We start from the raw sequence: 22668 nt of genomic DNA on the forward strand, positions 1-22668 counted from the left end.
CCGACAGGTGACTGGAGAGTGCCGAGTTGTCCCGCCCCTTCCCCGACACACATGACGCGCACGGCGACCCGGCCCTGCACCCCTGGCTCCTCCCGGCGAAGGCGTTCGTGGGGGTCTGGCGCGGCCGGGGGCGGGGCGCGTACCCCACGCTCACCGAAGGGTTCGCGTACGAGCAGGAGATCAGCGTCTCCCACGACGGACGGCCTTTCCTCCACTACGAGGCGAACGCCTGGCTGATCGACGAGGACGGTGCCCCCCTGCGGCCGTCCGGCCGGGAGACGGGGTGGATCCGCGTGGCCCCCGACGGCTACCTGGAGGCCCTCCTCAGCCATCCGACCGGGATCTCCGAGATCTACACGGGAAAGATCACGGGCGCGGTCATCGAGATGACCACCACCGAGGTGATCCGCACCCCGCTCGCGAAAGAGGTCACGTCGGGCCGCCGCCGGTACACCCTGGACGGTGGATTCCTGTCGTACGAACACGAGACCGCGGCAGTGGGCCAGCCCCTGGCCCAGCACCTCTCGGCCCGGCTGGGTCAGGTAAAGCCAGGTGCCTGACGCGGGCGCCCCGCCCTCCGTACGGGTGCGGTCTTGGTGCACCAGGACGCCGGCCGGCCGGGGCGCCCGGGACTGCTGAGCGGAGCGGAACGGCCCGCGCGGCGGCCGTTTCCCCTTCCCCCGGGTTCCCCCTCGACCGCGACAGGTTCATCGGGCCCCGGGCCACCGCGCAGCGGATCACCGGCGCCACGCTCGGCGAACCTGATCGCGGCCGTGGCCGTCCCCGCCGCACCGCACCGACCTGCCGCACAGCACTGCGCCGAGGCGCCCCGCCGACGGGCGCGAAAAAACCCTCCCTGACCCGCGTTTCCGCAGGTCAGGGAGGGTTTGAGTGTGGAGCCTAGGAGAGTCGAACTCCTGACATCCGCCATGCAAAGACGGCGCTCTACCAACTGAGCTAAGGCCCCTTCGCCGATCAGGATACCCGGTGGTGGGGCTCTTTCCCGACCGGGTATCGCCGGGGCCCACCACTCTCCGTAGGATGCACCGCAAGATTCGCGGCAGCGAAGCGAAGGGGAGAGCGAGATGGACGCAGCACAGCAGGAAGCCACCGCCCGCGCACGAGAGCTGCAGCGGAGCTGGTACGGGGAGCCCCTGGGGGCGCTGTTCCGCCGTCTCATCGATGACCTCGGCCTCAACCAGGCCCGACTCGCCTCCGTGCTGGGGCTGTCGGCGCCCATGCTCTCCCAGCTGATGAGCGGTCAGCGGGCGAAGATCGGGAATCCCGCGGTCGTCCAGCGGGTCCAGGCCCTGCAGGAGCTCTCCAGCCAGGTCGCGGACGGCAGCGTCTCCGCCGCCGAGGCCGCCGACCGCATGGAAGAGGTCAAGAAGAGCTCCGGCGGCTCCGTCCTCAACTCCACGCAGACCACCGCCAGCAGCGGCGCTCCCACCGTGCGGCGCGTGGTCCGCGAGATCCAGTCGCTGCTGCGCTCGGTGGCCGGCGCCGGCGACATCATCGACGCCGCCCACACCCTCGCTCCCACCCACCCCGAACTGGCCGAGTTCCTGCGGGTGTACGGCGCCGGGCGGACCGCCGAGGCGGTCGCGCACTACGAGGCGCACCAGAGCTGACCGTGCCGGGGAGGGGCCGGGGGCACACGACACGGGAGCGGCGCTGAGTCCATGGGCGAGGTCTTCGGTGGGCGCTACGAGCTGGTGGACCCGATCGGGCGGGGCGGCGCGGGGGCCGTCTGGCGGGCCTGGGACCGGCGCCGGCGCCGCTATGTGGCGGCGAAGGTGCTCCAGCAGAGCGATGCCCACACGCTGCTGAGATTCGTCCGCGAGCAGGGGCTGCGCATCGACCACCCCCATGTGCTGGCGCCGATGAGCTGGGCCGCGGACGACGACAAGGTGCTGTTCACCATGGACGTGGTGCGCGGGGGCTCGCTCGCCCACCTCATCGGCGATTACGGGCCGTTACCGCCGCATTACGTGTGCGTGGTGCTGGATCAGCTGTTGTCGGGGCTCACCGCGGTGCACGACGAAGGAGTCGTGCACCGGGACATCAAGCCCGCCAACATCCTTTTGGAGGCGACCGGGACAGGGCGCCCCCATGTACGGCTGTCGGACTTCGGGATCGCCATGCGCAAAGGCGAGCCGCGGCTGACGGACAGCAACTATGTGATGGGGACACCCGGTTACTTCGCGCCCGAGCAAATGCTGGGCGAGGAACCGGACTTCCCCGCGGATCTCTTCGCCGTCGGACTGATGGCGCTCTATCTCCTCACCGGACGGAAACCCGACGCGGAAGCGCTGGTGCGGCGTTTTACCGAGCACGGCACACCGAACGCGCCGGAGGAAGTCCCCGCGCCCCTCTGGGAGGTGATCGCGGGTCTGCTGCAGCCGGATCCGAGCCTTCGCTTCCGAACCGCCACCGGGGCGCGGAAGGCCCTGACGGCCGCCGTGGAGCTGCTGGACGCCCCCGCCGCGGACGAGGAGCCCATCGAGGTCTTCGACCAGCTCGGCCCGCTGCCGCCGGGGTTCGGCCCCGAAGGGCCGCTGCCCCCGGCACCCGGGCCGAAAGCGTGGCCTCCGCCCGCCGAGCGGCTCCCACCCGGGCCGGTGGCCGCTCCCCTGCACGGGAACGCGCCCGCGGCCCCGTCCGCGCCTCCCGTGCCCGGCTACCCGCCCACCCGGCCCTACACCGGCGCCCAGCCGCTCAGCCCGCCGACGGGCGCCCCTGCCGGGCGTTCCCGGCGCGCGGGGCCGCCCGTGAAGGTGGTGGTCCCGGTGCTGACCGTGGCGCTGCTGTGCCTCGCGGTCGGGATCTGGGCCCTTCTGTCCGCATGATTCACCATTGCAATCATTTTATTTGCGTTAGCGAATATTATGGAGTGGCCGAAACACCACAGGGCCCCGGCCGCGTCGGCGGCCGGGGCCCTGCGTCACATCTTTTTTGTCCTACACACCCGAACCTGCGGGCACGGAGTCGGTCGCCTCCGTCCACAGGTCCTGCTCGGCGCGATCCGCCTGGATCTGGCGGTACACGAGGAGCCCGCCGATGGCGGCCAGTGCGACCAGGAGGAGCTTCTTCACCGCGCGACCTCGTCTTTCCTTGACGTAAGGGGACCTCTGGTGGCCGATGATACACACCGGCCGATACCGATCGGTGACCTGTGCCGGGTCCGTCCGGCGCATCCTGACCGCGACCAACTCCCCCGCACGCAAAAACAGATCGGCCCGGGCGGAGAATTCTCCGTCCGGGCCGATCTGGCCGGTGGGGCTAACAGGACTTGAACCTGTGGCCTCTTCCTTATCAGGGAAGCGCTCTAACCGTCTGAGCTATAGCCCCGCGCTGCACCGAAAGATTAGCGCACTTGGGGCCCAGTCCCAAAATCGGCCGGGCCCCGGCGCCGATCGCCGCTATTCGTCCTCGGCGAGGGTGAGCTCCACGCCGCCCACGAACCCGGCGGAGAGGTTGTAGACGAAGGCCCCCAGCGTCGCCAGCGCGGTGGCCAGCACCACGTCGATCACCGCGATGACCGAGGTGAACATCAGGACGTTCGGGAGGGACAGGAACGACTCCAGGTCGAAGCCGCCGCCGTCGCTGGAGCCCGTGGCGTCGCTGACGGTCCCGCCGACGGCCGAGAAGACGCCCATGGCGTCCATGACCGTCCACAGCACCGCGGCGGCCACGATGGTGCACACGCCCAGCGCGATCGACAGCAGGAAGCTGACCTTCATCACCGACCACGGGTCGGCCTTGGCCACCCGCAGCCTCGCCGTGCGCGTACGCGGCGCCGTGGAGGCCGCGGGGCGCTGCCGGGGAACCTGGGGCTCGCTCGCCCGCTGGGCGGGCGGCAGGCCGGGCTGAGGGGCCGCGGGGGCCGGTGCGGCGTCGGTCTTCAGCCCGAGCCGGGGATCAGGCCCGGCCTGCCCCTTCGCGCCCTTGGCGCCGCTGCGGGAGGCGCCCTTGGCCGCCTTGGCTCCCTTGGCTTCCTTGGCGCCCCCGGCACCCTTGGCACCCTTGGCCTCAGGTGCCGTGGACTCCGCCGCGCCGGGCCCGGCCGCCTTCGTGAGCTTCGGGCTCTTGCCGCCCTCGGCACCCGGCGCGCCGGCGCCCGAACCGGCCTCCTCGGCCGAACCGGAACCGGAATCAGAAACGGAATCCGGAGCAGTGCGCGCCGCCGGCGGCGCGTACGCCTGCGGCGGGTGGTAGGGCTTCGGGTCTCGGGTGTCCGTCACGGTCCCCCCCTTGGCTTCTGCGCCATCCGCGCCAGAGCCACGGGCACCGGCCGCCGTATCGGTGACAGGGCCGGCGGTGGTGGGCCGCTTGGCACCCGCACCGCTTGCCGCGGCGCCCGTGGCTCGACTCACGAATTACTCCTCGGTGTCCTCGGCCGGGGCCTGTGCGCCCTCGGCCAGCTCGGGCCCGTCGCCCTCGGCTGCGTCGGCCAACTCTTCGACCTCTTCAGCCTCGCGACCGGCCTCGGCGTTCCGGGCGATGCCGACGACGGCATCGCGCTTGCCCAAGTTGATCAGCTGAACGCCCATGGTGTCACGGCCCGTCTCCCTGACCTCGTTGACCCGGGTACGAATCACACCGCCGCTGAGCGTGATGGCGAGGATCTCGTCGTTCTCCTCGACCACCAGGGCGCCGACCAGCGAGCCACGATCCTCCACGATCTTGGCGGCCTTGATACCGAGGCCCCCTCGACCCTGGACGCGGTACTCGTCGACGTTCGTCCGCTTGGCATACCCGCCGTCGGTGGCGGTGAAGACGAAAGTACCCGCCCGGACGACGTTCATCGAGAGCAGCTCGTCGCCCTCGCGGAAGCTCATGCCCTTGACGCCGGACGTCGCCCGGCCCATCGGACGGAGGGCTTCATCCGTAGCGGTGAACCGGATCGACTGGGCCTTCTTGCTGACCAGCAGCAGGTCGTCCTCGGCCGAGACCAGCTCGGCACCGATCAGCTCGTCCTCGGCCCCGCTGTCGGTCTCGCGCAGGTTGATGGCGATGACACCGCCCGAGCGCGGGGAGTCGTAGTCCTTGAGGGGGGTCTTCTTCACCAGGCCGGACTTGGTGGCCAGCACCAGGTAGGGGGCCACGTCGTAGTCGCGGACGGCGAGGATCTGGGCGATCTTCTCGTCCGGCTGGAAGGCCAGCAGGTTGGCCACGTGCTGGCCGCGGGCGTCCCGGCCGGCGTCCGGCAGCTCGTACGCCTTGGCCCGGTAGACCCGGCCCTTGTTGGTGAAGAAGAGCAGCCAGTGGTGGGTGGTGGAGACGAAGAAGTGGTCGACGATGTCGTCCTGCTTGAGCTTCGTGCCCCGGACGCCCTTGCCGCCGCGCTTCTGCGACCGGTAGTCCTCGGTCTTGGTGCGCTTGACGTAGCCACCGTTGGTGATGGTGACGACGATGTCCTCCTCGGCGATGAGGTCCTCGATGGACATGTCACCGTCGAAGGGGATCAGCTTGGAGCGCCGGTCGTCGCCGAACTTCTCGACGATGGCCGTCAGTTCCTCACTGATGATCATGCGCTGCCGCTCGGGCGAGGCGAGGATCGTGTTGTACTCGTCGATCTTCGCCTGGAGCTCGTCGTGCTCGGCGGTGATCTTCTGGTGTTCCAGGGCCGCCAGGCGGCGCAGCTGCATCTCCAGGATCGCGTTCGCCTGGATCTCGTCGATCTCCAGGAGGCCCATCAGGCCCTCGCGCGCGATGTCGACCGTGTTGCTCCGCCGGATCAGCGCGATGACCTCGTCGATCGCGTTGAGGGCCTTGAGCAGGCCGCGCAGGATGTGGGCGCGCTCCTCGGCCTTGCGGAGCCGGAAGCGGGTGCGCCGGACGATGACCTCGACCTGGTGCGTGACCCAGTTGCGGATGAAGGCGTCGATCGAGAGCGTGCGCGGCACGCCGTCGACGAGCGCCAGCATGTTCGCGCCGAAGTTCGTCTGGAGGTCGGTGTGCTTGTAGAGGTTGTTGAGCACGACCTTGGCGACCGCGTCGCGCTTGAGCACGACGACGAGGCGCTGGCCCGTGCGCGAGGAGGTCTCGTCGCGCACGTCGGCGATGCCGCCGACCTTGCCGTCCTTCACCAGGTCGGCGATCTTCTGCGCGAGGTTGTCCGGGTTGACCTGGTAGGGCAGCTCGGTGACCACCAGGCACTGGCGGCCCTGGATCTCCTCGACGGCGACGACCGCGCGCATGGTGATCGAGCCACGGCCGGTGCGGTACGCCTCCTCGATGCCCTTGCGGCCGACCACGAGGGCGCCGGTCGGGAAGTCGGGGCCCTTGATCCGCTCGATGAGCGCTTCGAGCAGCTCCTCGGAGGTCGCCTCCGGGTTGGCCAGGAACCACTGGGCGCCCTCGGCGACCTCGCGGAGGTTGTGCGGCGGGATGTTGGTGGCCATGCCGACCGCGATGCCCGCCGAGCCGTTGATCAGCAGGTTCGGGAAGCGGGCCGGCAGGACCGTCGGCTCCTGGTTGCGACCGTCGTAGTTGTCCTGGAAGTCGACGGTCTCCTCGTCGATGTCCCGGAGCATCTCCATCGACAGCGGCATCATCTTGCACTCGGTGTACCGCATGGCGGCGGCCGGGTCGTTGCCCGGGGAACCGAAGTTGCCGTTGGAGTCCACCAGCGGCATGCGCATCGACCAGTGCTGCGCGAGGCGCACCAGGGCGTCGTAGATGGAGGAGTCGCCGTGCGGGTGATACGTACCCATGACGTCACCGACGACGCGGGCGCACTTGTAGAAGCCCTTCTCGGGCCGGTAGCCGCCGTCGTACATCGCGTAGAGCACCCGGCGGTGGACCGGCTTGAGGCCGTCCCGCACGTCGGGGAGCGCACGCGAGACGATCACGCTCATCGCGTAGTCGAGGTACGAGCGCTGCATCTCCGTCTCGAGCCCGACGGGCTCGACGCGCATCCCCACGCCCTCGAGGGGCGCGGGCGCGCCCTCGGGCGTCACCTCGGGGATCACGGGGGCAGGGATATCGGGAGTCTCGTCGGCCATTGCTGTTCAAAGTCCTTTCGCGCTGCGGCTGTTTCTCGTGGGCCGACAGGCTCAGATGTCGAGGAAGCGGACGTCCTTGGCGTTGCGCTGGATGAAGGAGCGCCGCGCCTCGACGTCCTCGCCCATGAGCACCGAGAACAGGTCGTCCGCCTGCGCGGCGTCGTCCAGGGTGACCTGGCCGAGCACCCGGTGGTCGACGTCCATGGTGGTGATGCGCAGCTCCTCGGCGTTCATCTCACCGAGACCCTTGAAGCGCTGGACGGAGTCGTCCCTGATCCGCTTGCCGTTCTCGCGGCCGAGCGCGATCAGCGCGTCGCGCTCGCGGTCGGAGTAGGCGTACTCGAAGTCGTCCCGGCCCCACTTGATCTTGTACAGCGGGGGGCGCGAGAGGTAGACGTGCCCGGACTCGACCAGCGGCCGCATAAAGCGGAAGAGGAAGGTGAGCAGCAGGGTGTTGATGTGCTGACCGTCGACGTCGGCGTCCGCCATCAGAATGATCTTGTGATAGCGGAGCTTCGCGATGTCGAAGTCCTCGTGCACACCGGTGCCGAAGGCCGAGATCAGGGCCTGGACCTCGGTGTTCTGGAGGATCTTGTCGATCCGCGCCTTCTCGACGTTGAGGATCTTGCCTCGGATCGGGAGGATCGCCTGGTACTGCGGGTTGCGGCCGGACTTGGCCGAACCGCCGGCGGAGTCACCCTCGACGATGAAGATCTCGCACTTCGTCGGGTCGTTGGACTGGCAGTCGCTGAGCTTGCCCGGCAGCGACGCCGACTCCAGCAGCCCCTTGCGGCGGGTCAGATCGCGGGCCTTGCGGGCCGCCACGCGGGCGGTCGCGGCCTGGATCGACTTGCGGATGATGTCCGCGGCCTCGTTGGGGTTGCGGTCGAGCCAGTCCGTGAGGTGCTCGTGGGCGACCTTCTGGACGAAGGTCTTCGCCTCGGTGTTGCCGAGCTTCGTCTTCGTCTGGCCCTCGAACTGCGGCTCGCCGAGCTTGATCGAGATGATCGCGGTCAGACCCTCGCGGATGTCCTCGCCCGTGAGGTTGTCGTCCTTCTCGCGGAGCAGCTTCTTCTCGCGGGCGTACCGGTTGATCAGACCGGTCAGCGCGGCGCGGAAGCCCTCCTCGTGGGTGCCGCCCTCGTGGGTGTGGATGGTGTTGGCGAAGCTGTAGACACCTTCGCTGTACTGGCTGTTCCACTGCATCGCGATCTCGAGGGAGAGCATGCGCTCCTTGTCCTCGGCCTCGATGTCGATCACGGTCGGGTGGATCAGCTCACCCTTGCGCGAGTTGAGGTACTTCACGAAGTCGACGATGCCGCCCTCGTAGTGGTAGTCCACCACCAGCGGCTTGCCCTCTTCGTCGACGTGGTCGGCGCGGAGGTCCGTCAGCGAGATGCGCAGGCCCTTGTTGAGGAAGGCCATCTCCTGGAAGCGCCGCGAGAGCGTCTCGAAGGAGTACTCGGTGGTCTCGAAGATGTCGCCGTCGGCCCAGAAGGTGACGGAGGTGCCGTGCTCGTCCGTCGCCTCGTGCTGCGCCAGCGGGGCCGTCGGGACGCCCAGCTTGTAGTCCTGCGTCCAGCGGTAGCCGTCGGTCCTGACCTCGACGGCGACGCGCGTCGACAGGGCGTTGACGACGGAGACGCCGACACCGTGCAGACCACCGGAGACCGCGTAGCCGCCGCCGCCGAACTTGCCGCCCGCGTGCAGCACCGTCAGGACGACCTCGACGGCCGGCTTGCCCTCGGAGGGGACGATGCCCACCGGGATGCCTCGGCCGTTGTCCACGACGCGCACGCCGCCGTCGGGCAGGATCGTCACGTCGATGGTGTCCGCGTGACCGGCGAGCGCCTCGTCGACGGAGTTGTCCACCACCTCGTACACGAGGTGGTGGAGACCACGCTCACCGGTCGAGCCGATGTACATACCCGGCCGCTTGCGGACCGCGTCCAGACCTTCCAGGACGGTGATCGCACTGGCGTCGTAGGACGCCCCGCCACCGGCCGCGCCTGTGGCGGCGGCCTCGGTCGGAGACGGGGTGATGTTCTCGTTGGGGTTGCCGGAATCGGCCACGAAGCGCCCTTTCTGGCACAGCACAGGCCCTCCCCTGCCTGCGGCGGGGAGACCCCACCCGGGGCAGGCAGGAGCGGCTGCGTCGTTCTGCGTTGGTCGGCATGTCCCGCGAGCCGGCGGGATTGCCACCAGTCTACCGGTAGCACTGACATGAATGGGGGTTTGGCGGTGCCTGAGTCCGCACGTGCCGCCCTGAACCGGCATCAGCCGACTCCCTATATGTGGACCCGGGCTCCAGGAGGCTCACAGCGGCACTCAGCGCTTCGGGCTGTCAACCGCCCGCTACCGTGAGCGGAGTCTCAGGTTCCGCGGCGTGCGGGCGCCCGGTCGCGTCACGCTGATCCGGGTCGGTCCGCTTTGTCCGCGATGGTTTCCGGCCGCGCCGCCCCGGCGGTTTCCGGCAACCCCCCGGAGCGGCCGTCACCCGTATGTGTCGCCGGGCCCGGTGCTCCCGGGGGCGCGCAGGGGCCCGTACCGGCGGGCGGGGCCGCCCGGCCCCAGCACCTTGATCAGCCTGACGGTGCCCTGGCCCAGATCGGCGTTCAGCCGGGCCACCAGCGTCGGCGCCAGCAGCCGCAGCTGCGTCGCCCACGCCGTGGAGTCGCACTGCACGGTCAGCACCCGGGCGTCCTCGTCGTACTTCTGCGGCTCGCAGTGCAGCGCCACCTCGGGGCCCACCATCTGCGGCCAGCGCCCCATCACCCCGCCCACCGCCGCGGGCGTCTCCCAGCCGCGCTCGGTGATCAGCCGGTTGATGGCGGCACCCAGCGGCAGCGGGTCACGGCCGTCGGCGCGCGCCCCGGAGCGCAGGCCGCCGCGGCGCGCCTGCTTCTTCTGCTGCGCGGCGTTGCCCCGCGCCCGCGCCTGCTCCTTCGCGGCGCGCAGTGCCACCCGCGCCAGATCGACGCCGGAGTGCTCGGGCGCCTGGGGCTTCTCCGGCTGCTTCGCGGAGTCCTTGCCCGTCGCGCCGGGCTTCTTGCCCGGGACCTCGCTCATGCCCGCTCCACCGCGCCTTCCGAGACCGCGTACCGCGCGCCCGCCAGCACGCCCGGCACGTCGTCGCCGACCGCGGCCGTCACCAGCACCTGCTCGCCCGGGGCGACCAGCTCCGCCAGCCGCTCCCGGCGCCGGGCGTCCAGCTCCGCGAAGACGTCGTCCAGCACGAGGACCGGCTCGTTGCCCTCGGAGCGCAGCAGGTCGTACGAGGCCAGCCGCAGTGCCAGCGCGTACGACCAGGACTCGCCGTGGCTCGCGTAGCCCTTGGCCGGCAGCGCGCCCAGCCGCAGCACCAGGTCGTCGCGGTGCGGTCCGACCAGGGTCACGCCGCGCTCGATCTCCTGCTTGCGGGTCTCGGCGAGGGCGGCGAGCAGGGCCTCGTAGAGCTCCTCGCGGGTCCGGGCGTCCTCCAGGGTCGCCGGGCCGCGGTAGTCGAACGCGACCGGGCCGCCGCCGGGCGCCAGCTTTTCGTAGGCCGTGTCGGCGAGCGGCCGCAGGGCATCGATCAGGTCGAGCCGCTGGGCCAGCAGCTCGGCGCCGACCCGGGCCAGGTGCTGGTCCCAGATGTCGAGGGTGGAGAGGTCCAGGCCGCGGCCCCCGTGGCGGCGGGCCATGGCCGCGCTCTTGAGGAGGGTGTTGCGCTGCTTGAGGACGCGCTCGTAGTCGGAGCGCACCCCGGCCATGCGCGGGGAGCGGGCGGTGATCAGCTCGTCGAGGAAGCGGCGGCGCTCGCCCGGGTCGCCCTTGATCAGGGCCAGGTCCTCGGGGGCGAACAGGACCGTGCGCACGATGCCCAGGACGTCCCGGGGTCTGACCTGCGAGGAACGGTTGATCCTGGCCCGGTTCGCCTTGCCCGGGTTGAGCTCCAGCTCTATGAGCTGCTGCCGGTCGCCCTGGACGACGGCGGCGCGGACGATCGCCCGGTCGGCGCCCAGGCGCACCAGGGGCGCGTCCGAGGAGACCCGGTGGCTGCCCAGCGTCGCCAGGTAGCCGACCGCCTCGACGAGGTTGGTCTTGCCCTGCCCGTTGGGCCCCACGAACGCCGTGACGCCCGGGTCGAGCGGGACCTCGACCCGGGCGTACGAGCGGAAGTCGGCCAGCGACAGATGCGAAACGTGCATGGGGGCGCGCCGACCTCTTCCCAGCGATGCTTACTGCTGATGCTTACTTTTTGCTCTCGACCGCGTGGCCACCGAACTGGTTGCGCAGCGCGGCGATCATCTTCATCTGCGGGGAGTCGTCCTGGCGGGAGGCGAAGCGGGCGAAGAGCGACGCGGTGATCGCGGGCAGCGGCACGGCGTTGTCGATGGCGGCCTCGACCGTCCAGCGGCCCTCGCCGGAGTCGGAGGCGTAGCCGCGCAGCTTGTCCAGGTGCTCGTCGTCGTCCAGGGCGTTGACGGCCAGGTCGAGCAGCCAGGAGCGGATGACCGTGCCCTCCTGCCAGCTGCGGAAGACCTCGCGCACGTCGGTGACGGAGTCGACCTTCTCCAGGAGCTCCCAGCCCTCGGCGTACGCCTGCATCATGGCGTACTCGATGCCGTTGTGGACCATCTTGGCGAAGTGGCCGGCGCCGACCTTGCCCGCGTGGACGGAGCCGAAGTCGCCCTCGGGCTTGAGCGCGTCGAAGACCGGCTGGACCTTCGCGACGTCGTCGGCGTCGCCGCCGTACATCAGGGCGTAGCCGTTCTCCAGGCCCCAGACGCCGCCGGAGACTCCGCAGTCCACAAAGCCGATGCCCTTGGCCGCGAGCTCCCCGGCGTGCTTCTCGTCGTCCGTCCAGCGGGAGTTCCCGCCGTCGACGACCACGTCACCGGGGGAGAGGAGCTCACCGAGCTCGTCGATGGTGGACTGGGTCGCGGCGCCGGCCGGGACCATGACCCACACGACGCGCGGGCCCTTGAGGGAATCCACAAGCTCCTGAAGGCTGTGGACATCTGCGAGGTCCGCATTGCGGTCGTATCCGATGACGGTGTGGCCTGCGCGGCGGATGCGCTCGCGCATGTTGCCGCCCATCTTGCCGAGACCGACGAGACCGAGCTCCATGGGTGATCCTCTATGCCTTGATGACGATTCGTGCCTGGTCCGAGCCTACGCCCGAGGGTCCGTGCACACCTGTGGGCTCAGCCGCTCAACGGGTGAGTGCCCGACTGTGGACAGTCGGGCACTCACCGGGAGCTCCACCGGCTCTTCCGCCGCTTCCGGACCGGCTGTGCCGGAGCCGGGAGCGGCGCCGGTGTGTGCCCCCGGCTCCGTGAGGTCGACCCTCGTGCTCCTGGTCGGGTGCCCGCGCGGTGGCGGGCCACACCCGTCCGGGCTCAGCCCGACAGACGCACCGGCATGATCAGGTACTTGTACGCGTCGTCCGCCTCGGCGTCCACGGCCGGCTTGCCGCTGAGCAGCGCGGGCTTGGTGGACGTCGTGAAGGACAGCTGGGCGACCGGGGAGTCGATGGCCGAGAGGCCCTCGAGGAGGAAGCCCGGGTTGAACGCGATGGAGATGTCGTCACCGTCGAGCTGGGCGTCGACGCGCTCCACAGCCTGTGCGTCGTCGCTGGAGCCGGCCTCCAGGATGAGCACGCCCTGCTCGAAGCTGAGCCGCACCGGGGTGTTCCGCTCGGCTACGAGGGCCACGCGCTTGACGGCCTCGACGAAGGGGGCGGTCTCGATCACGGCGATCGAGTTGAACTCGGTCGGGAAGAGCGTGCGGTACTTCGGCAGGTCGCCTTCGAGGAGGCGCGTCGTCGTGCGGCGGCCGGCGCCCTCGAAACCGATGAGGCCCTCGCCCGCGCCGGAGCCGGACAGGGCGATCGAGACGGTGTCGCCGCCGCTGAGGGACTTGGCGGTGTCCAGCAGGGTCTTGGCGGGCACCAGGGCGACCGCGGAGATGTCCGGGGTCTCGGGCTTCCACATGAACTCGCGGACGGCGAAGCGGTAGCGGTCGGTGGAAGCGAGGGTGACGGTGTCGCCCTCGATCTCGATCCGGACACCCGTGAGCACCGGCAGGGTGTCGTCACGGCCGGCGGCGATGGCGACCTGGGCGGCGGCCGCGGCGAAGACCTCGCCGGGGACCGTGCCCGTGGCCGTCGGCATCTGCGGCAGCGCGGGGTACTCCTCCACAGGCAGGGTGTGGAGTGTGAATCGCGAGGAGCCGCAGACGACGGTGACCCGCACGCCGTCGGTGGAGATCTCCACAGGCCTGTTGGGAAGTGCGCGGCAGATGTCGGCGAGGAGCCGGCCGGAGACGAGGACGGTGCCGTCCTCCTCCACGTCCGCGTCGACCGAGACGCGGGCCGAGACCTCGTAGTCGAAGCCGGAGAGGCTCAGGGAGCCCTCCTCCGCCTTCAGCAGCAGGCCCGCGAGGACGGGCACCGGCGGACGGGCCGGGAGGCTGCGGGCCGCCCAGGCCACTGCCTCCGCGAGTACATCGCGCTCCACCCGGATCTTCACCGGAACCGCCTCCTGCTTGTTGCTGGCTCGCCCTGCTGGCTACGTCGTCGGCTGAGTTGCCGGAGACCAGTCTGACGCACGTCGCTGACAGTCGGTGCGTCTCGGGGTCAAGTCGGGTCGGAGCGCGTGGCGAGGTCCGGGGCGAAGTTGTGCACAGGCCCCACTTCGAAGCGAGTTCCCAGCTACATCTCAGTGGTCGTAGTAGTAGGGCCTGTGGAAACGGTGGAAAACCGTCTTTGCCCTGGTCAGCCGCGAGTTTTTGTCCACCGGGCCTGTGGGCGGAGGCAGTGGAAAACCGGGGTCATCTGTGGACCGGCGAAAGTTCTGCACAGTCGGTGCACAGGCAGGGGGTACTTCTCCCCAGCGCCGTCCCCAGTTTTACCCAGGTTCCCCACAGCCCAACCCGGCAACTTGGTGTGACGCCTTTCACTCGGGGCGGTGACGCGGGGCGTTTCGTTCCCGAACAGTGGACAGCGGTGTGGAAAGTCTGTGTACAACATCCACTTCGCTGTGGGCGGCCGGTGGACAACGTTCGTACGCCCCTGTGGGTGAATCCGTTGTCCACAGGCTGTGGAATCTCGTCGGCCACAAATCCACACCCCGCTGACCTCCCCTGATGCGCGGTCACCAGCCTGGCCTGTGGACAGAATCTGGACAACTTCCCCATCCCCAGGGTGTGGACGACAGGTCGGCCGGAAATCTGTGGAGAACCCGGGGCCGACCGGCCGTATTCGAACACCGGGAGCGCACGGGTCGGTCTCCGCAGCGCCCTCAAACCGCGTCCGGTACGCGGAAAGGCGCTCCAGGAGGCTTCCCGGAGCGCCTTTTCAGGGGTGCGGAAGCGGCTGCGTGCTCGCTCCCCAGGAAGCTCTGAGGCCCCTGGGGAAGCCGCGAGGGACGCGGTCAGCCGTTCTTGATGCGGTTGGTCAGCTCGGTCACCTGGTTGTAGATGGAGCGCCGCTCGGCCATGAGCGCGCGGATCTTCCGGTCCGCGTGCATCACGGTCGTGTGGTCCCGGCCGCCGAACTGGGCGCCGATCTTCGGCAGCGACAGGTCCGTGAGCTCCCGGCAGAGGTACATCGCGATCTGCCGGGCCGTCACCAGCACCCGGCTGCGCGAGGCTCCGCACAGGTCCTCGACGGTGTGCCCGAAGTAGTCGGCGGTCGCCGCCATGATGGCGGGGGCGGTGATCTCCGGTGAGGCGTCCTCGCCGCCCGGGATCAGGTCCTTCAGGACGATCTCGGTGAGCCCGAGGTCCACGGGCTGCCGGTTGAGGCTCGCGAAGGCCGTGACCCGGATCAGCGCCCCCTCCAGCTCACGGATGTTCCGTGAGATGCGGGAGGCGATGAACTCCAGGACCTCGGGCGGGGCATTGAGCTGCTCCTGGACCGCCTTCTTCCGCAGGATCGCGATCCGGGTCTCCAGCTCGGGCGGCTGGACGTCCGTGATCAGGCCCCACTCGAAGCGGTTGCGCAGCCGGTCCTCCAGGGTGACCAGCTGCTTCGGCGGCCGGTCCGAGGACAGCACGATCTGCTTGTTGGCGTTGTGGAGCGTATTGAAGGTGTGGAAGAACTCCTCCTGCGTCGACTCCTTGCTCGCCAGGAACTGGATGTCGTCGACGAGCAGGATGTCCATGTCGCGGTACCGCTTGCGGAAGGCGTCCGCCTTGCCGTCGCGGATGGAGTTGATGAACTCGTTGGTGAATTCCTCGGAGCTCACGTAGCGCACGCGCGTGCCCGGGTAGAGGCTCCGCGCGTAGTGCCCGATGGCGTGCAGCAGGTGTGTCTTGCCCAGCCCCGACTCGCCGTAGATGAAGAGGGGGTTGTAGGCCTTGGCCGGCGCCTCGGCCACGGCGACCGCGGCCGCGTGCGCGAAGCGGTTGGACGCGCCGATGACGAACGTGTCGAAGAGGTACTTCGGGTTCAGCCGGGCCGTCGGCTCGCCGGGGCCCGGCGCGGGCGCGGGCTTCGCGGCCAGCGGGCCGGGCGCGCCGCTGGGCACGGACGGTCCGCCGCGGGGGTGGCTGTCGGGCTCGCGGCGCTGCTGCTCGTACGAGGGGCGCTCGGGCTGCTGCGAGCGGTAGTCCTGCTGCTGCTCGTACGGCTGCTGCTCGTAGGAGGAGGGCCCGTGCTGCCCGCGCTGCGAGGCGTAGGGGTCGCGTTCGCTCTCGGCGAAACCGCCCAGACGGGGCTGCTGCCAGCCGTAGTCGCCCCGGTCGCCGCGGTCCGGCCCGGGCGGGCCCGAGTGCCGCGGCCAGGCGCCGGGCTCGGGGCGGGGCTGCTGGTAGTCGGGGTACGCGGGACGCACGGACGGCAGCTCGTCGGGGGCCGCCTGGCGGCCGTAGCTCTCCCGGCCGTCGTAGCCGCCGTGGCTGTCGTAGTTCTCGTAGGGGTCGCGCCCGTCACGGCCGTCGTAGGCGTCGCGCGTGTCGCGCCCCTGGCCCCCGCCGCCCCGGGGGCCGCCGGGCTCCTCGTAGCGGGACTGCTGGGGGCCCTGGGAGCGCTCGGAGGGCTCTGAGGGCTCGCCCGCGCTGTCGTCGACGGTGATCGCGATCCGGATGGGGCGCCCGCACTCACGGCTGAGCGTCTCGCTCACGATGGGGGCCAGCCGGCCCTCGAGGACACCCTTGGCGAATTCGTTCGGCACGGCGAGCAGGGCGGTGTCCGCGACCAGAGCGAGCGGCTGACACCGCTTGATCCAGTGTTCGTCCTTGCTCTCGACGCCCTGAGTACCCTGTCCGCGGCCCTCGCCCAGGAGCTGTTCGAGCACGCGCGGCCACACTGCGGCAAGATCGGCAGGCAGGTCAGCCACAGGGCACGCTCTCTCAGTCACTGGGGGGAGCCCCGTGAGTCCCACGAATGTGTGGTTCTCGGGACGGGCGGGAAGTATTCGGAGTTCAGCCACGGTAGTCAGGCCGAGGTGCGCGGTTCAAGTCGTTGTCCACAGGGTGTGTACAAATGTGCCATGGGGCGGGGTGTGTCGGTTCACCGGCCCGCGGGAGGCTACGGTGTATCCCTGGTGCACTGCCGGTTTGACCGAATGGCGTAGCCGCGCGTACCGTGACCAGGTCGAGTTGTCGATGGCTGCTGCCGCCTGCCTCCGATGGGCAACGGCTGCGATCCCCCGGGATCGCGGTTATGAAGCGGTGCACTCGGGCGTATTGCGAGCTTCTCGTGGGCGCACGGTGACAGCCAGGCGATGTCCCGCCATCACACGATTCATTTCTGGAGCCCCCGAGTGAGCAAGCGCACCTTCCAGCCGAACAACCGTCGTCGCGCGAAGACCCACGGTTTCCGCCTGCGCATGCGCACCCGTGCCGGCCGCGCGATCCTCGCGTCCCGCCGTGGCAAGGGTCGCGCCCGCCTGTCGGCCTGACCAGCCCGACGTCAAGGTCCATGACGTGCTGCCTTCCGAGTCTCGGCTGAGGCGGCGCGAGGACTTTGCGACCGCGGTTCGCCGAGGGCGCCGGGCCGGCCGCCCGCTCCTCGTCGTCCACCTACGTAGCGGTACCACGGACCCGCACACACCTGGGGAGAGCGCTCCCCCGGTGCGTGCGGGTTTCGTCGTGAGCAAAGCCGTCGGCAACGCCGTGACCCGCAATCTGGTCAAGCGGCGACTGCGCCACCTCATGCGTGACCGGCTGGATCTGCTGCCCGCCGGTAGCCTGGTGGTGGTACGGGCCCTGCCCGGAGCGGGTGAGGCGGACCACGGTCAGCTGGCCCGCGATCTCGACACCGCACTGCAGCGGCTGCTGGGAGGGGCGCCGCGCTGTTCCGGTCCCCCGGGGGACGCCCCCCGGAACCCCGGCCGAGGCCCGGGAGGGAGCGCACAGTGAAGTATCCGCTGCTGTGGTTGATCAAGCTCTACCAGTGGACCGTCAGCCCGCTCCTGGGCCCGGTCTGCAAGTACTACCCGTCGTGCTCGCACTATGGCTACACCGCCATTGATGTGCACGGCGCGGTCAAAGGAACGGCGCTGACGGCCTGGCGCATCCTGCGCTGCAACCCGTGGTCGCTCGGTGGCGTCGACCACGTTCCTCCCCGGAAGCGTCCGGTCTGGCACCAGCGGCTGAGGAGCCGACTGGGTGGGCATCCCGCCGTGGGACCCACCGCACAGCCCGAGACTCAGCCCAACGCCCAAGGAGCCTGATTCGTGGACACGATCCTCGGTCCCCTCTATACCGCTGTTTCCTGGATCATCGTCCAGTTCCACTCGTTCTACAGCCTGATCTTCGACAAGAACAGTGGCGCGGCGTGGGGTCTGTCCATCGTCTCGCTGGTGGTGCTGATCCGTATCTGCCTGATCCCGCTCTTCGTGAAGCAGATCAAGGCCACGCGGAACATGCAGGCGCTCCAGCCGAAGATGAAGGCGATCCAGGAGCGTTACAAGAGCGACAAGCAGCGCCAGTCCGAAGAGATGATGAAGCTCTACAAGGAGACGGGCACCAACCCGCTCTCGAGCTGTCTCCCGATTCTGGCCCAGTCGCCCTTCTTCATCGCGCTGTACCAGGTGCTGAACAAGATCGCCGGTGGTCACGAGGTCGGCGTCCTGGACCAGGAGCTGGTCAACAGCGCCCGGAAGGCCCACATCTTCGGCGCCCCGATCGCGTCGAAGTTCATGGACAGCGCCGGCAAGATCGAGTCGCTCGGCTCCACGCTGACCGACGTCCGGGTCGTCACGGTCATCATGATCGTTCTGATGTCGCTGTCGCAGTTCTACACGCAGCGCCAGCTGATGACGAAGAACGTCGACCTCACGGTAAAGACGCCGTTCATGCAGCAGCAGAAGATGCTGATGTACGTCTTCCCGATCATGTTCGCCGTCTTCGGCATCAACTTCCCCGTCGGTGTTCTCGTCTACTGGCTGACCACCAACGTGTGGACCCTGGGCCAGCAGATGTTCGTCATCCGCCGGAACCCGACCCCCGGCAGTGTCGCCTTCACCCAGCGCCAGGAGCGGCTGCGGGCCAAGGGCAAGCTGAAGGAGGACCCGGTGGAGGTCGAGGCGAAGAAGGCGGCCGAGGTCGCCCGCGCCAACCGGCAGCAGCCCAAGCGGCAGCCGAAGGCCAAGCGCCAGCTCGCCGGCACGGCTTCGCCCGCCGGGGACGAGAAGAAGACGTCGCTGGAGAAGAAGCCCGAGGACGCCAAGCCCAAGCAGGGCGGCGGTTCGTCCCGTAACGCCAAGTCCGGGCAGCGCAAGGGCGGCCCGCAGCGGCCCAAGCACCCGTCCAAGAAGTAATGAAGGAGTCCACCGTGACGGACACGCAGCCCGAGACCAGCGCCGCTGCCGAGGGCACCGACACCCTCTCCCGCCTGGAGCAGGAGGGTGAGATCGCGGCCGATTACCTCGAGGGGCTGCTCGACATCGCCGATCTCGACGGCGACATCGACATGGACGTCGAGGCCGACCGTGCCGCGGTGTCGATCATCAGCGAATCGACCAGCCGTGACCTCCAGAAGCTGGTGGGCCGCGACGGCGAGGTGCTGGAGGCGCTCCAGGAGCTCACCCGGCTCGCCGTGAACCGGGAGACCGGCGACCGCAGCCGTCTGATGCTCGACATCGCCGGTTTCCGGGCCCGCAAGCGCGAGGAGCTGGCCCAGGTGGGCGCCAAGGCCGCCGACGAGGCCCGGAGCACCGGTGCGGCCGTCAAGCTCGACCCGATGACGCCCTTCGAGCGCAAGGTCGTCCACGACGCGGTGGCCGCCGCGGGTCTGCGCAGCGAGTCCGAGGGTGAGGAGCCTCAGCGCCGAGTGATCGTCCTCCCGGCCTGAGCCTGTCCCACATACAGGTGTGTACGGCCCCGTCTGCTCGCAGGCGGGGCCGATCCTTGTCAGCCTGATATTCAGAACTTCACTAGAGACGTCGTACGGAAGGACGGTTCCCCGTGGAAGAGGCAGCGGAGCTCCCCCCGGCGCCACCGGAGGCGCAGGCGGTCTTCGGCGACCGCCTGCCAGAGGCCATCCGGTACGCCGAGCTGCTCGCGGACGCGGGCGTACGGCGTGGCCTGATCGGCCCCCGTGAGGTTCCCCGGCTCTGGGAGCGGCACCTGCTGAACTGCGCCGTGCTCTCGGAGGCCGTGCCGGACGGGGTCTCGGTATGTGACGTGGGCTCCGGTGCGGGCCTGCCCGGCATCCCGCTGGCCCTGGTGCGCCCCGATCTCCAGATCACCCTGCTGGAGCCGCTGCTGCGCCGTACGACGTTCCTCCAGGAGGTCGTCGAGCTGCTGGGCCTGGACCACGTCACGGTCGTCCGTGGCCGGGCCGAGGAGATGCTCGGCAAGGTGCAGCCCGTCCATGTGGTGACGGCGCGCGCCGTGGCCCCGCTGGACCGGTTGGCCGGCTGGGGCGTTCCGCTGCTGCGCCCGTACGGCGAGATGCTCGCTCTGAAGGGGGACACGGCGGAGGAGGAGCTCAAGGGGGCCCGTGCGGCGCTGAGCAAGCTCGGTGTCGTGCGGACTTCGGTGCTGCAGGTCGGCGAGGGCGTGGTGGACCCGTTGTCCACAGTCGTGCGGGTCGAGGTCGGGGAGAGCCCGGGTGGTGTGCGCTTCGCCGCCAAGCGGGCGAAGGCCGCCCGGCCCAGCCGGACACGTCGTCGGCGCTGAGCCGAAAAGACACCCCGAGCTGCGCAGAGCGCAGCGAAAACCGGCCGGACAATGCTCCATACAAGCTGCCAAAACTACGCATTACGGAGTGTCGTAGCCGCGTAGCGGAGCGTCCGGTGCATCGTGTTTCACGTGAAACGTCGCTCCTTGCTCAAAGGAATCATCGGCCGTGGTCGCGCGGATGCCCCCACTCCGCGCGACCACCGGATCTCCCACGAACCGGGTTCATCCACAGGAATCGTGGATTCATCCACAGGAGAACGGACCTCGCTGGTTCACGACCCCGAAACCATGGCAGGCTCTGTTCATTGCGAGCCTGATGTCGAGGAGAGTGAATCCTTGCGGTCCGACGCCAACACCGCGGGGCCGATGGCCGACCCGGTCCCCGGCCCCCGCCCCGCCGACCCCGAGTCGGGGGTGGCTCCCGCCCAGCCGGCTCCGGGAGAGGCCGTTTCACGTGAAACGCCACCACCTCCGATGCCCAGGCCCGACCAGACCCGGGTGATGGTGGTCGCCAATCAGAAGGGCGGAGTCGGTAAGACCACGACGACCGTGAACCTGGCGGCATCCCTCGCACTGCACGGCAACCGTGTGCTGGTCATCGACCTTGACCCTCAGGGCAATGCCTCGACCGCGCTCGGCATTGATCACCATGCGGATGTGCCGTCGATCTACGACGTCCTGGTGGACAGCAAGCAGCTGTCCGAGGTGGTCCAGCCCGTCCTCGATGTGGAAGGGCTCTTCTGTGCACCGGCCACGATCGACCTGGCGGGTGCCGAGATCGAGCTCGTCTCCCTGGTGGCCCGGGAAAGCCGGCTGGACCGGGCGATCAAGGCGTATGAGCAGCCGCTGGACTACATCCTCATCGACTGCCCGCCGTCGCTCGGCCTGCTGACGGTCAATGCGTTGGTCGCCGGCGCGGAGGTGCTGATCCCCATCCAGTGCGAGTACTACGCATTGGAGGGCCTGGGCCAGCTGCTGCGCAACGTCGAGCTGGTGCGGGGGCATCTGAACCCCGCGCTCCATGTGTCGACGATCCTGCTGACGATGTACGACGGGCGGACCCGGCTCGCCTCGCAGGTGGCCGAAGAGGTGCGCACCCACTTCGGGCGCGAGGTGCTGAGGACGAGCATCCCCCGGTCGGTGCGTATCTCCGAGGCGCCCAGTTATGGGCAGACCGTCCTCACCTACGATCCGGGTTCCAGCGGAGCGCTCTCCTACCTGGAGGCGGCCCGTGAGATCGCCCTGCGAGGCGTGGGTGTGCACTACGACGGCAGTAAGGCCCACCCCATGGTGGGTCGTCAACAGCAAGACCAGCACAGCATGTCGGAGGGGCTGCAGTGAGCGAGCGACGTAGAGGACTGGGCCGTGGGCTCGGTGCGCTGATCCCGGCGGCACCCAAGACAGCGGACAACAACGGTCCTGCGGTGGGGCACCCGACGACGTCTCCGACGGCCGTTCCCGTGCTGACCGCCGAGCGGGGAGTGGCCACGGCCAAGGTGACCGCCCTGCCGGTGGCCGAGGTTCCCGTTTCACGTGAAACAGACGCCGTGGAGCCGGTGACGGCCGACGCGCCCGTCATGGAGTCGGCGGGGGGTGCGCACTTCGCGGAACTGCCGCTGGATTCGATCACTCCCAATCCCCGGCAGCCCAGGGAAGTATTCGACGACGTCGCTCTTGCCGAGTTGGTCACGTCCATCCGCGAGGTCGGGCTGCTGCAGCCGGTTGTCGTGCGGCAGCTGGGGCCGGAGCGCTATGAGCTCATCATGGGAGAGCGGCGCTGGCGGGCGTGCCGTGAGGCGGGGCTGGAGCGGATTCCCTCCATCGTCCGGGCCACCGACGACGAGAAGCTGCTGCTCGACGCCTTGCTGGAGAACCTGCACCGGGCCCAGCTGAACCCCCTGGAAGAGGCGGCTGCCTACGATCAGTTGCTCAAGGACTTCAACTGCACGCATGACGAGCTGGCCGACCGCATCGGGCGATCGCGCCCGCAGGTCTCCAATACGCTGCGACTGTTGAAGCTGTCGCCCCCCGTGCAGCGGCGGGTCGCGGCCGGGGTGCTCTCCGCCGGGCACGCCCGAGCGCTGATCGCGGTCGAGGACCCGCAGGAGCAGGACCACTTGGCGCACCGCATTGTCGCCGAGGGGCTGTCCGTGCGCTCCGTGGAAGAGATCGTGAAGCTCATGGCCTCGGGCTCACGGGCTTCCGCGAAGAGCAAGGGGCCGCGTGCCGGCACCCGGGTCTCGCCGGCCCTTACCGGCCTCGCCTCGCGGCTCTCGGACCGTTTTGAAACTCGGGTGAAGGTGGACCTGGGGCAGAAGAAGGGCAAGATCGTCGTCGAGTTCGCCTCGATGGAGGATCTGGAGCGGATTCTGGGGACGCTCGCCCCTGGCGAGGGCCGGGTGCTGGAGCAGAAGCTCAGTGATGAGGACGCGTCCGGCGCGGAGTAGGCGTGGCGTCGTGCTGACGCAGGGCGGGTGGTGTTTCACGTGGAACACGGCCCGCCCTTTGCTTTGCCCGCTTCTCGCTCAATCCACGCACG

At 69.5% G+C, this 22668-nt stretch carries 19 protein-coding genes, 2 tRNA genes and 1 pseudogene; 11 read left to right on the forward strand and 11 right to left on the reverse strand.

Features of this window, described 5'->3' with window-relative positions; all coding sequences use genetic code 11:
- Window positions 1-26 precede the first annotated feature (26 nt).
- Complete coding sequence (locus ABZ951_RS05915) at window positions 27-560, forward strand: FABP family protein (RefSeq protein ID WP_344085100.1); 534 nt, start codon at window positions 27-29, stop codon at window positions 558-560.
- Window positions 561-894: 334 nt separating this feature from the next.
- Here the strand turns inward: ABZ951_RS05915 and ABZ951_RS05920 are convergent.
- Window positions 895-967: transfer RNA gene (locus ABZ951_RS05920), tRNA-Ala, on the reverse strand.
- 118 nt (window positions 968-1085) lie between these two features.
- On the opposite strand from ABZ951_RS05920, the gene ABZ951_RS05925 reads away from it, so the two are divergent.
- Window positions 1086-1631, forward strand: a complete 546-nt coding sequence (locus ABZ951_RS05925; RefSeq protein WP_344085097.1) for a DNA-binding protein — start codon at window positions 1086-1088, stop codon at window positions 1629-1631.
- 51 nt (window positions 1632-1682) lie between these two features.
- Entirely contained in the window at window positions 1683-2849 is a 1167-nt protein-coding gene (locus ABZ951_RS05930; RefSeq protein WP_344085089.1) for a serine/threonine-protein kinase, read from the forward strand.
- Between the two features lie 111 nt (window positions 2850-2960).
- Here the strand turns inward: ABZ951_RS05930 and ABZ951_RS05935 are convergent, their stop codons facing one another.
- The 10 genes from ABZ951_RS05935 to dnaA form a co-directional block, all read right to left on the reverse strand.
- Window positions 2961-3095, reverse strand: coding sequence for a DLW-39 family protein (locus tag ABZ951_RS05935; RefSeq protein WP_003958712.1), 135 nt, complete (start codon window positions 3093-3095; stop codon window positions 2961-2963).
- A 182-nt stretch (window positions 3096-3277) separates the two neighbouring features.
- A tRNA-Ile gene (locus tag ABZ951_RS05940) sits at window positions 3278-3351 on the reverse strand.
- A 71-nt stretch (window positions 3352-3422) separates the two neighbouring features.
- The gene (locus ABZ951_RS05945; RefSeq protein WP_344085086.1) at window positions 3423-4244 is read right to left on the reverse strand and encodes a DUF3566 domain-containing protein; all 822 of its coding nucleotides are present in this window, start codon (window positions 4242-4244) and stop codon (window positions 3423-3425) included.
- A gap of 135 nt (window positions 4245-4379) precedes the next feature.
- Window positions 4380-7010 (reverse strand): DNA gyrase subunit A, encoded by a 2631-nt coding sequence (gyrA, locus tag ABZ951_RS05950; protein ID WP_344085083.1) that lies wholly within the window; start codon window positions 7008-7010, stop codon window positions 4380-4382.
- A 51-nt stretch (window positions 7011-7061) separates the two neighbouring features.
- Complete coding sequence (gene gyrB, locus ABZ951_RS05955) at window positions 7062-9107, reverse strand: DNA topoisomerase (ATP-hydrolyzing) subunit B (RefSeq protein WP_344085080.1); 2046 nt, start codon at window positions 9105-9107, stop codon at window positions 7062-7064.
- A gap of 396 nt (window positions 9108-9503) precedes the next feature.
- Window positions 9504-10079, reverse strand: a complete 576-nt coding sequence (locus ABZ951_RS05960; RefSeq protein WP_344085077.1) for a DciA family protein — start codon at window positions 10077-10079, stop codon at window positions 9504-9506.
- On the reverse strand, window positions 10076-11200 hold the full coding sequence (gene recF, locus ABZ951_RS05965; RefSeq protein ID WP_344085074.1) for a DNA replication/repair protein RecF: 1125 nt from the start codon (window positions 11198-11200) through the stop codon (window positions 10076-10078). The genes ABZ951_RS05960 and recF overlap by 4 nt, the downstream gene beginning before the upstream one ends.
- Before the next feature lie 43 nt (window positions 11201-11243).
- The gene (gene gnd, locus ABZ951_RS05970; protein WP_344085071.1) at window positions 11244-12122 is read right to left on the reverse strand and encodes a phosphogluconate dehydrogenase (NAD(+)-dependent, decarboxylating); all 879 of its coding nucleotides are present in this window, start codon (window positions 12120-12122) and stop codon (window positions 11244-11246) included.
- A gap of 272 nt (window positions 12123-12394) precedes the next feature.
- Window positions 12395-13525 (reverse strand): DNA polymerase III subunit beta, encoded by a 1131-nt coding sequence (dnaN, locus tag ABZ951_RS05975; protein WP_344085068.1) that lies wholly within the window; start codon window positions 13523-13525, stop codon window positions 12395-12397.
- 903 nt (window positions 13526-14428) lie between these two features.
- Complete coding sequence (gene dnaA / locus ABZ951_RS05980) at window positions 14429-16336, reverse strand: chromosomal replication initiator protein DnaA (protein WP_344085065.1); 1908 nt, start codon at window positions 16334-16336, stop codon at window positions 14429-14431.
- Window positions 16337-16762: 426 nt separating this feature from the next.
- Here dnaA and rpmH point away from each other — a divergent pair, with 426 nt between their 5' ends.
- The 8 genes and pseudogenes from rpmH (at window position 16763) to ABZ951_RS06020 (ending at window position 22576) form a co-directional block, all read left to right on the forward strand.
- Window positions 16763-16900 carry a 50S ribosomal protein L34 gene (rpmH, locus tag ABZ951_RS05985; protein WP_003949374.1) on the forward strand — a complete coding sequence of 46 codons (138 nt, stop codon included), beginning with the start codon at window positions 16763-16765 and terminating at the stop codon, window positions 16898-16900.
- Between the two features lie 25 nt (window positions 16901-16925).
- Window positions 16926-17294: pseudogene (rnpA, locus tag ABZ951_RS05990) on the forward strand (ribonuclease P protein component); the annotation flags it as partial.
- Window positions 17295-17356: 62 nt separating this feature from the next.
- Window positions 17357-17674, forward strand: a complete 318-nt coding sequence (yidD, locus tag ABZ951_RS05995) for a membrane protein insertion efficiency factor YidD (RefSeq protein ID WP_344085062.1) — start codon at window positions 17357-17359, stop codon at window positions 17672-17674.
- Window positions 17675-17677: 3 nt separating this feature from the next.
- Window positions 17678-18763 carry a membrane protein insertase YidC gene (gene yidC, locus ABZ951_RS06000; protein ID WP_344085059.1) on the forward strand — a complete coding sequence of 362 codons (1086 nt, stop codon included), beginning with the start codon at window positions 17678-17680 and terminating at the stop codon, window positions 18761-18763.
- A complete protein-coding gene (locus ABZ951_RS06005) occupies window positions 18763-19296 on the forward strand; it encodes a R3H domain-containing nucleic acid-binding protein (protein ID WP_361279142.1) in 534 nt (177 codons plus the stop codon). The genes yidC and ABZ951_RS06005 overlap by 1 nt, the downstream gene beginning before the upstream one ends.
- A 113-nt stretch (window positions 19297-19409) precedes the next feature.
- Window positions 19410-20126: a 16S rRNA (guanine(527)-N(7))-methyltransferase RsmG gene (gene rsmG / locus ABZ951_RS06010; protein WP_344085051.1), complete on the forward strand. Its 717-nt coding sequence runs from the start codon at window positions 19410-19412 to the stop codon at window positions 20124-20126.
- 291 nt (window positions 20127-20417) lie between these two features.
- Window positions 20418-21470 (forward strand): ParA family protein, encoded by a 1053-nt coding sequence (locus ABZ951_RS06015; RefSeq protein WP_344085047.1) that lies wholly within the window; start codon window positions 20418-20420, stop codon window positions 21468-21470.
- A complete protein-coding gene (locus tag ABZ951_RS06020) occupies window positions 21467-22576 on the forward strand; it encodes a ParB/RepB/Spo0J family partition protein (RefSeq protein ID WP_344085044.1) in 1110 nt (369 codons plus the stop codon). The genes ABZ951_RS06015 and ABZ951_RS06020 overlap by 4 nt, the downstream gene beginning before the upstream one ends.
- Window positions 22577-22668 lie beyond the last annotated feature (92 nt).

The sequence above is a fragment of the Streptomyces sp. NPDC046215 genome, assembly GCF_040646215.1.
In the GTDB taxonomy this organism is placed as follows: Bacteria; Actinomycetota; Actinomycetes; order Streptomycetales; family Streptomycetaceae; genus Streptomyces; species Streptomyces stramineus.

Excerpts from the sequence above, each read along its gene's own strand:
- ABZ951_RS05925 (WP_344085097.1), top strand. The coding sequence starts at position 1,086 with ATGGACGCAGCACAGCAGGAAGCCACCGCCCGCGCACGAGAGCTGCAG.
- ABZ951_RS05930 (WP_344085089.1), top strand. The coding sequence starts at position 1,683 with ATGGGCGAGGTCTTCGGTGGGCGCTACGAGCTGGTGGACCCGATCGGG.
- gyrA (WP_344085083.1), bottom strand. The coding sequence starts at position 7,010 with ATGGCCGACGAGACTCCCGATATCCCTGCCCCCGTGATCCCCGAGGTG.
- ABZ951_RS05960 (WP_344085077.1), bottom strand. The coding sequence starts at position 10,079 with ATGAGCGAGGTCCCGGGCAAGAAGCCCGGCGCGACGGGCAAGGACTCC.
- recF (WP_344085074.1), bottom strand. The coding sequence starts at position 11,200 with ATGCACGTTTCGCATCTGTCGCTGGCCGACTTCCGCTCGTACGCCCGG.
- gnd (WP_344085071.1), bottom strand. The coding sequence starts at position 12,122 with ATGGAGCTCGGTCTCGTCGGTCTCGGCAAGATGGGCGGCAACATGCGC.
- ABZ951_RS06005 (WP_361279142.1), top strand. The coding sequence starts at position 18,763 with ATGAAGGAGTCCACCGTGACGGACACGCAGCCCGAGACCAGCGCCGCT.
- ABZ951_RS06015 (WP_344085047.1), top strand. The coding sequence starts at position 20,418 with ATGGCAGGCTCTGTTCATTGCGAGCCTGATGTCGAGGAGAGTGAATCC.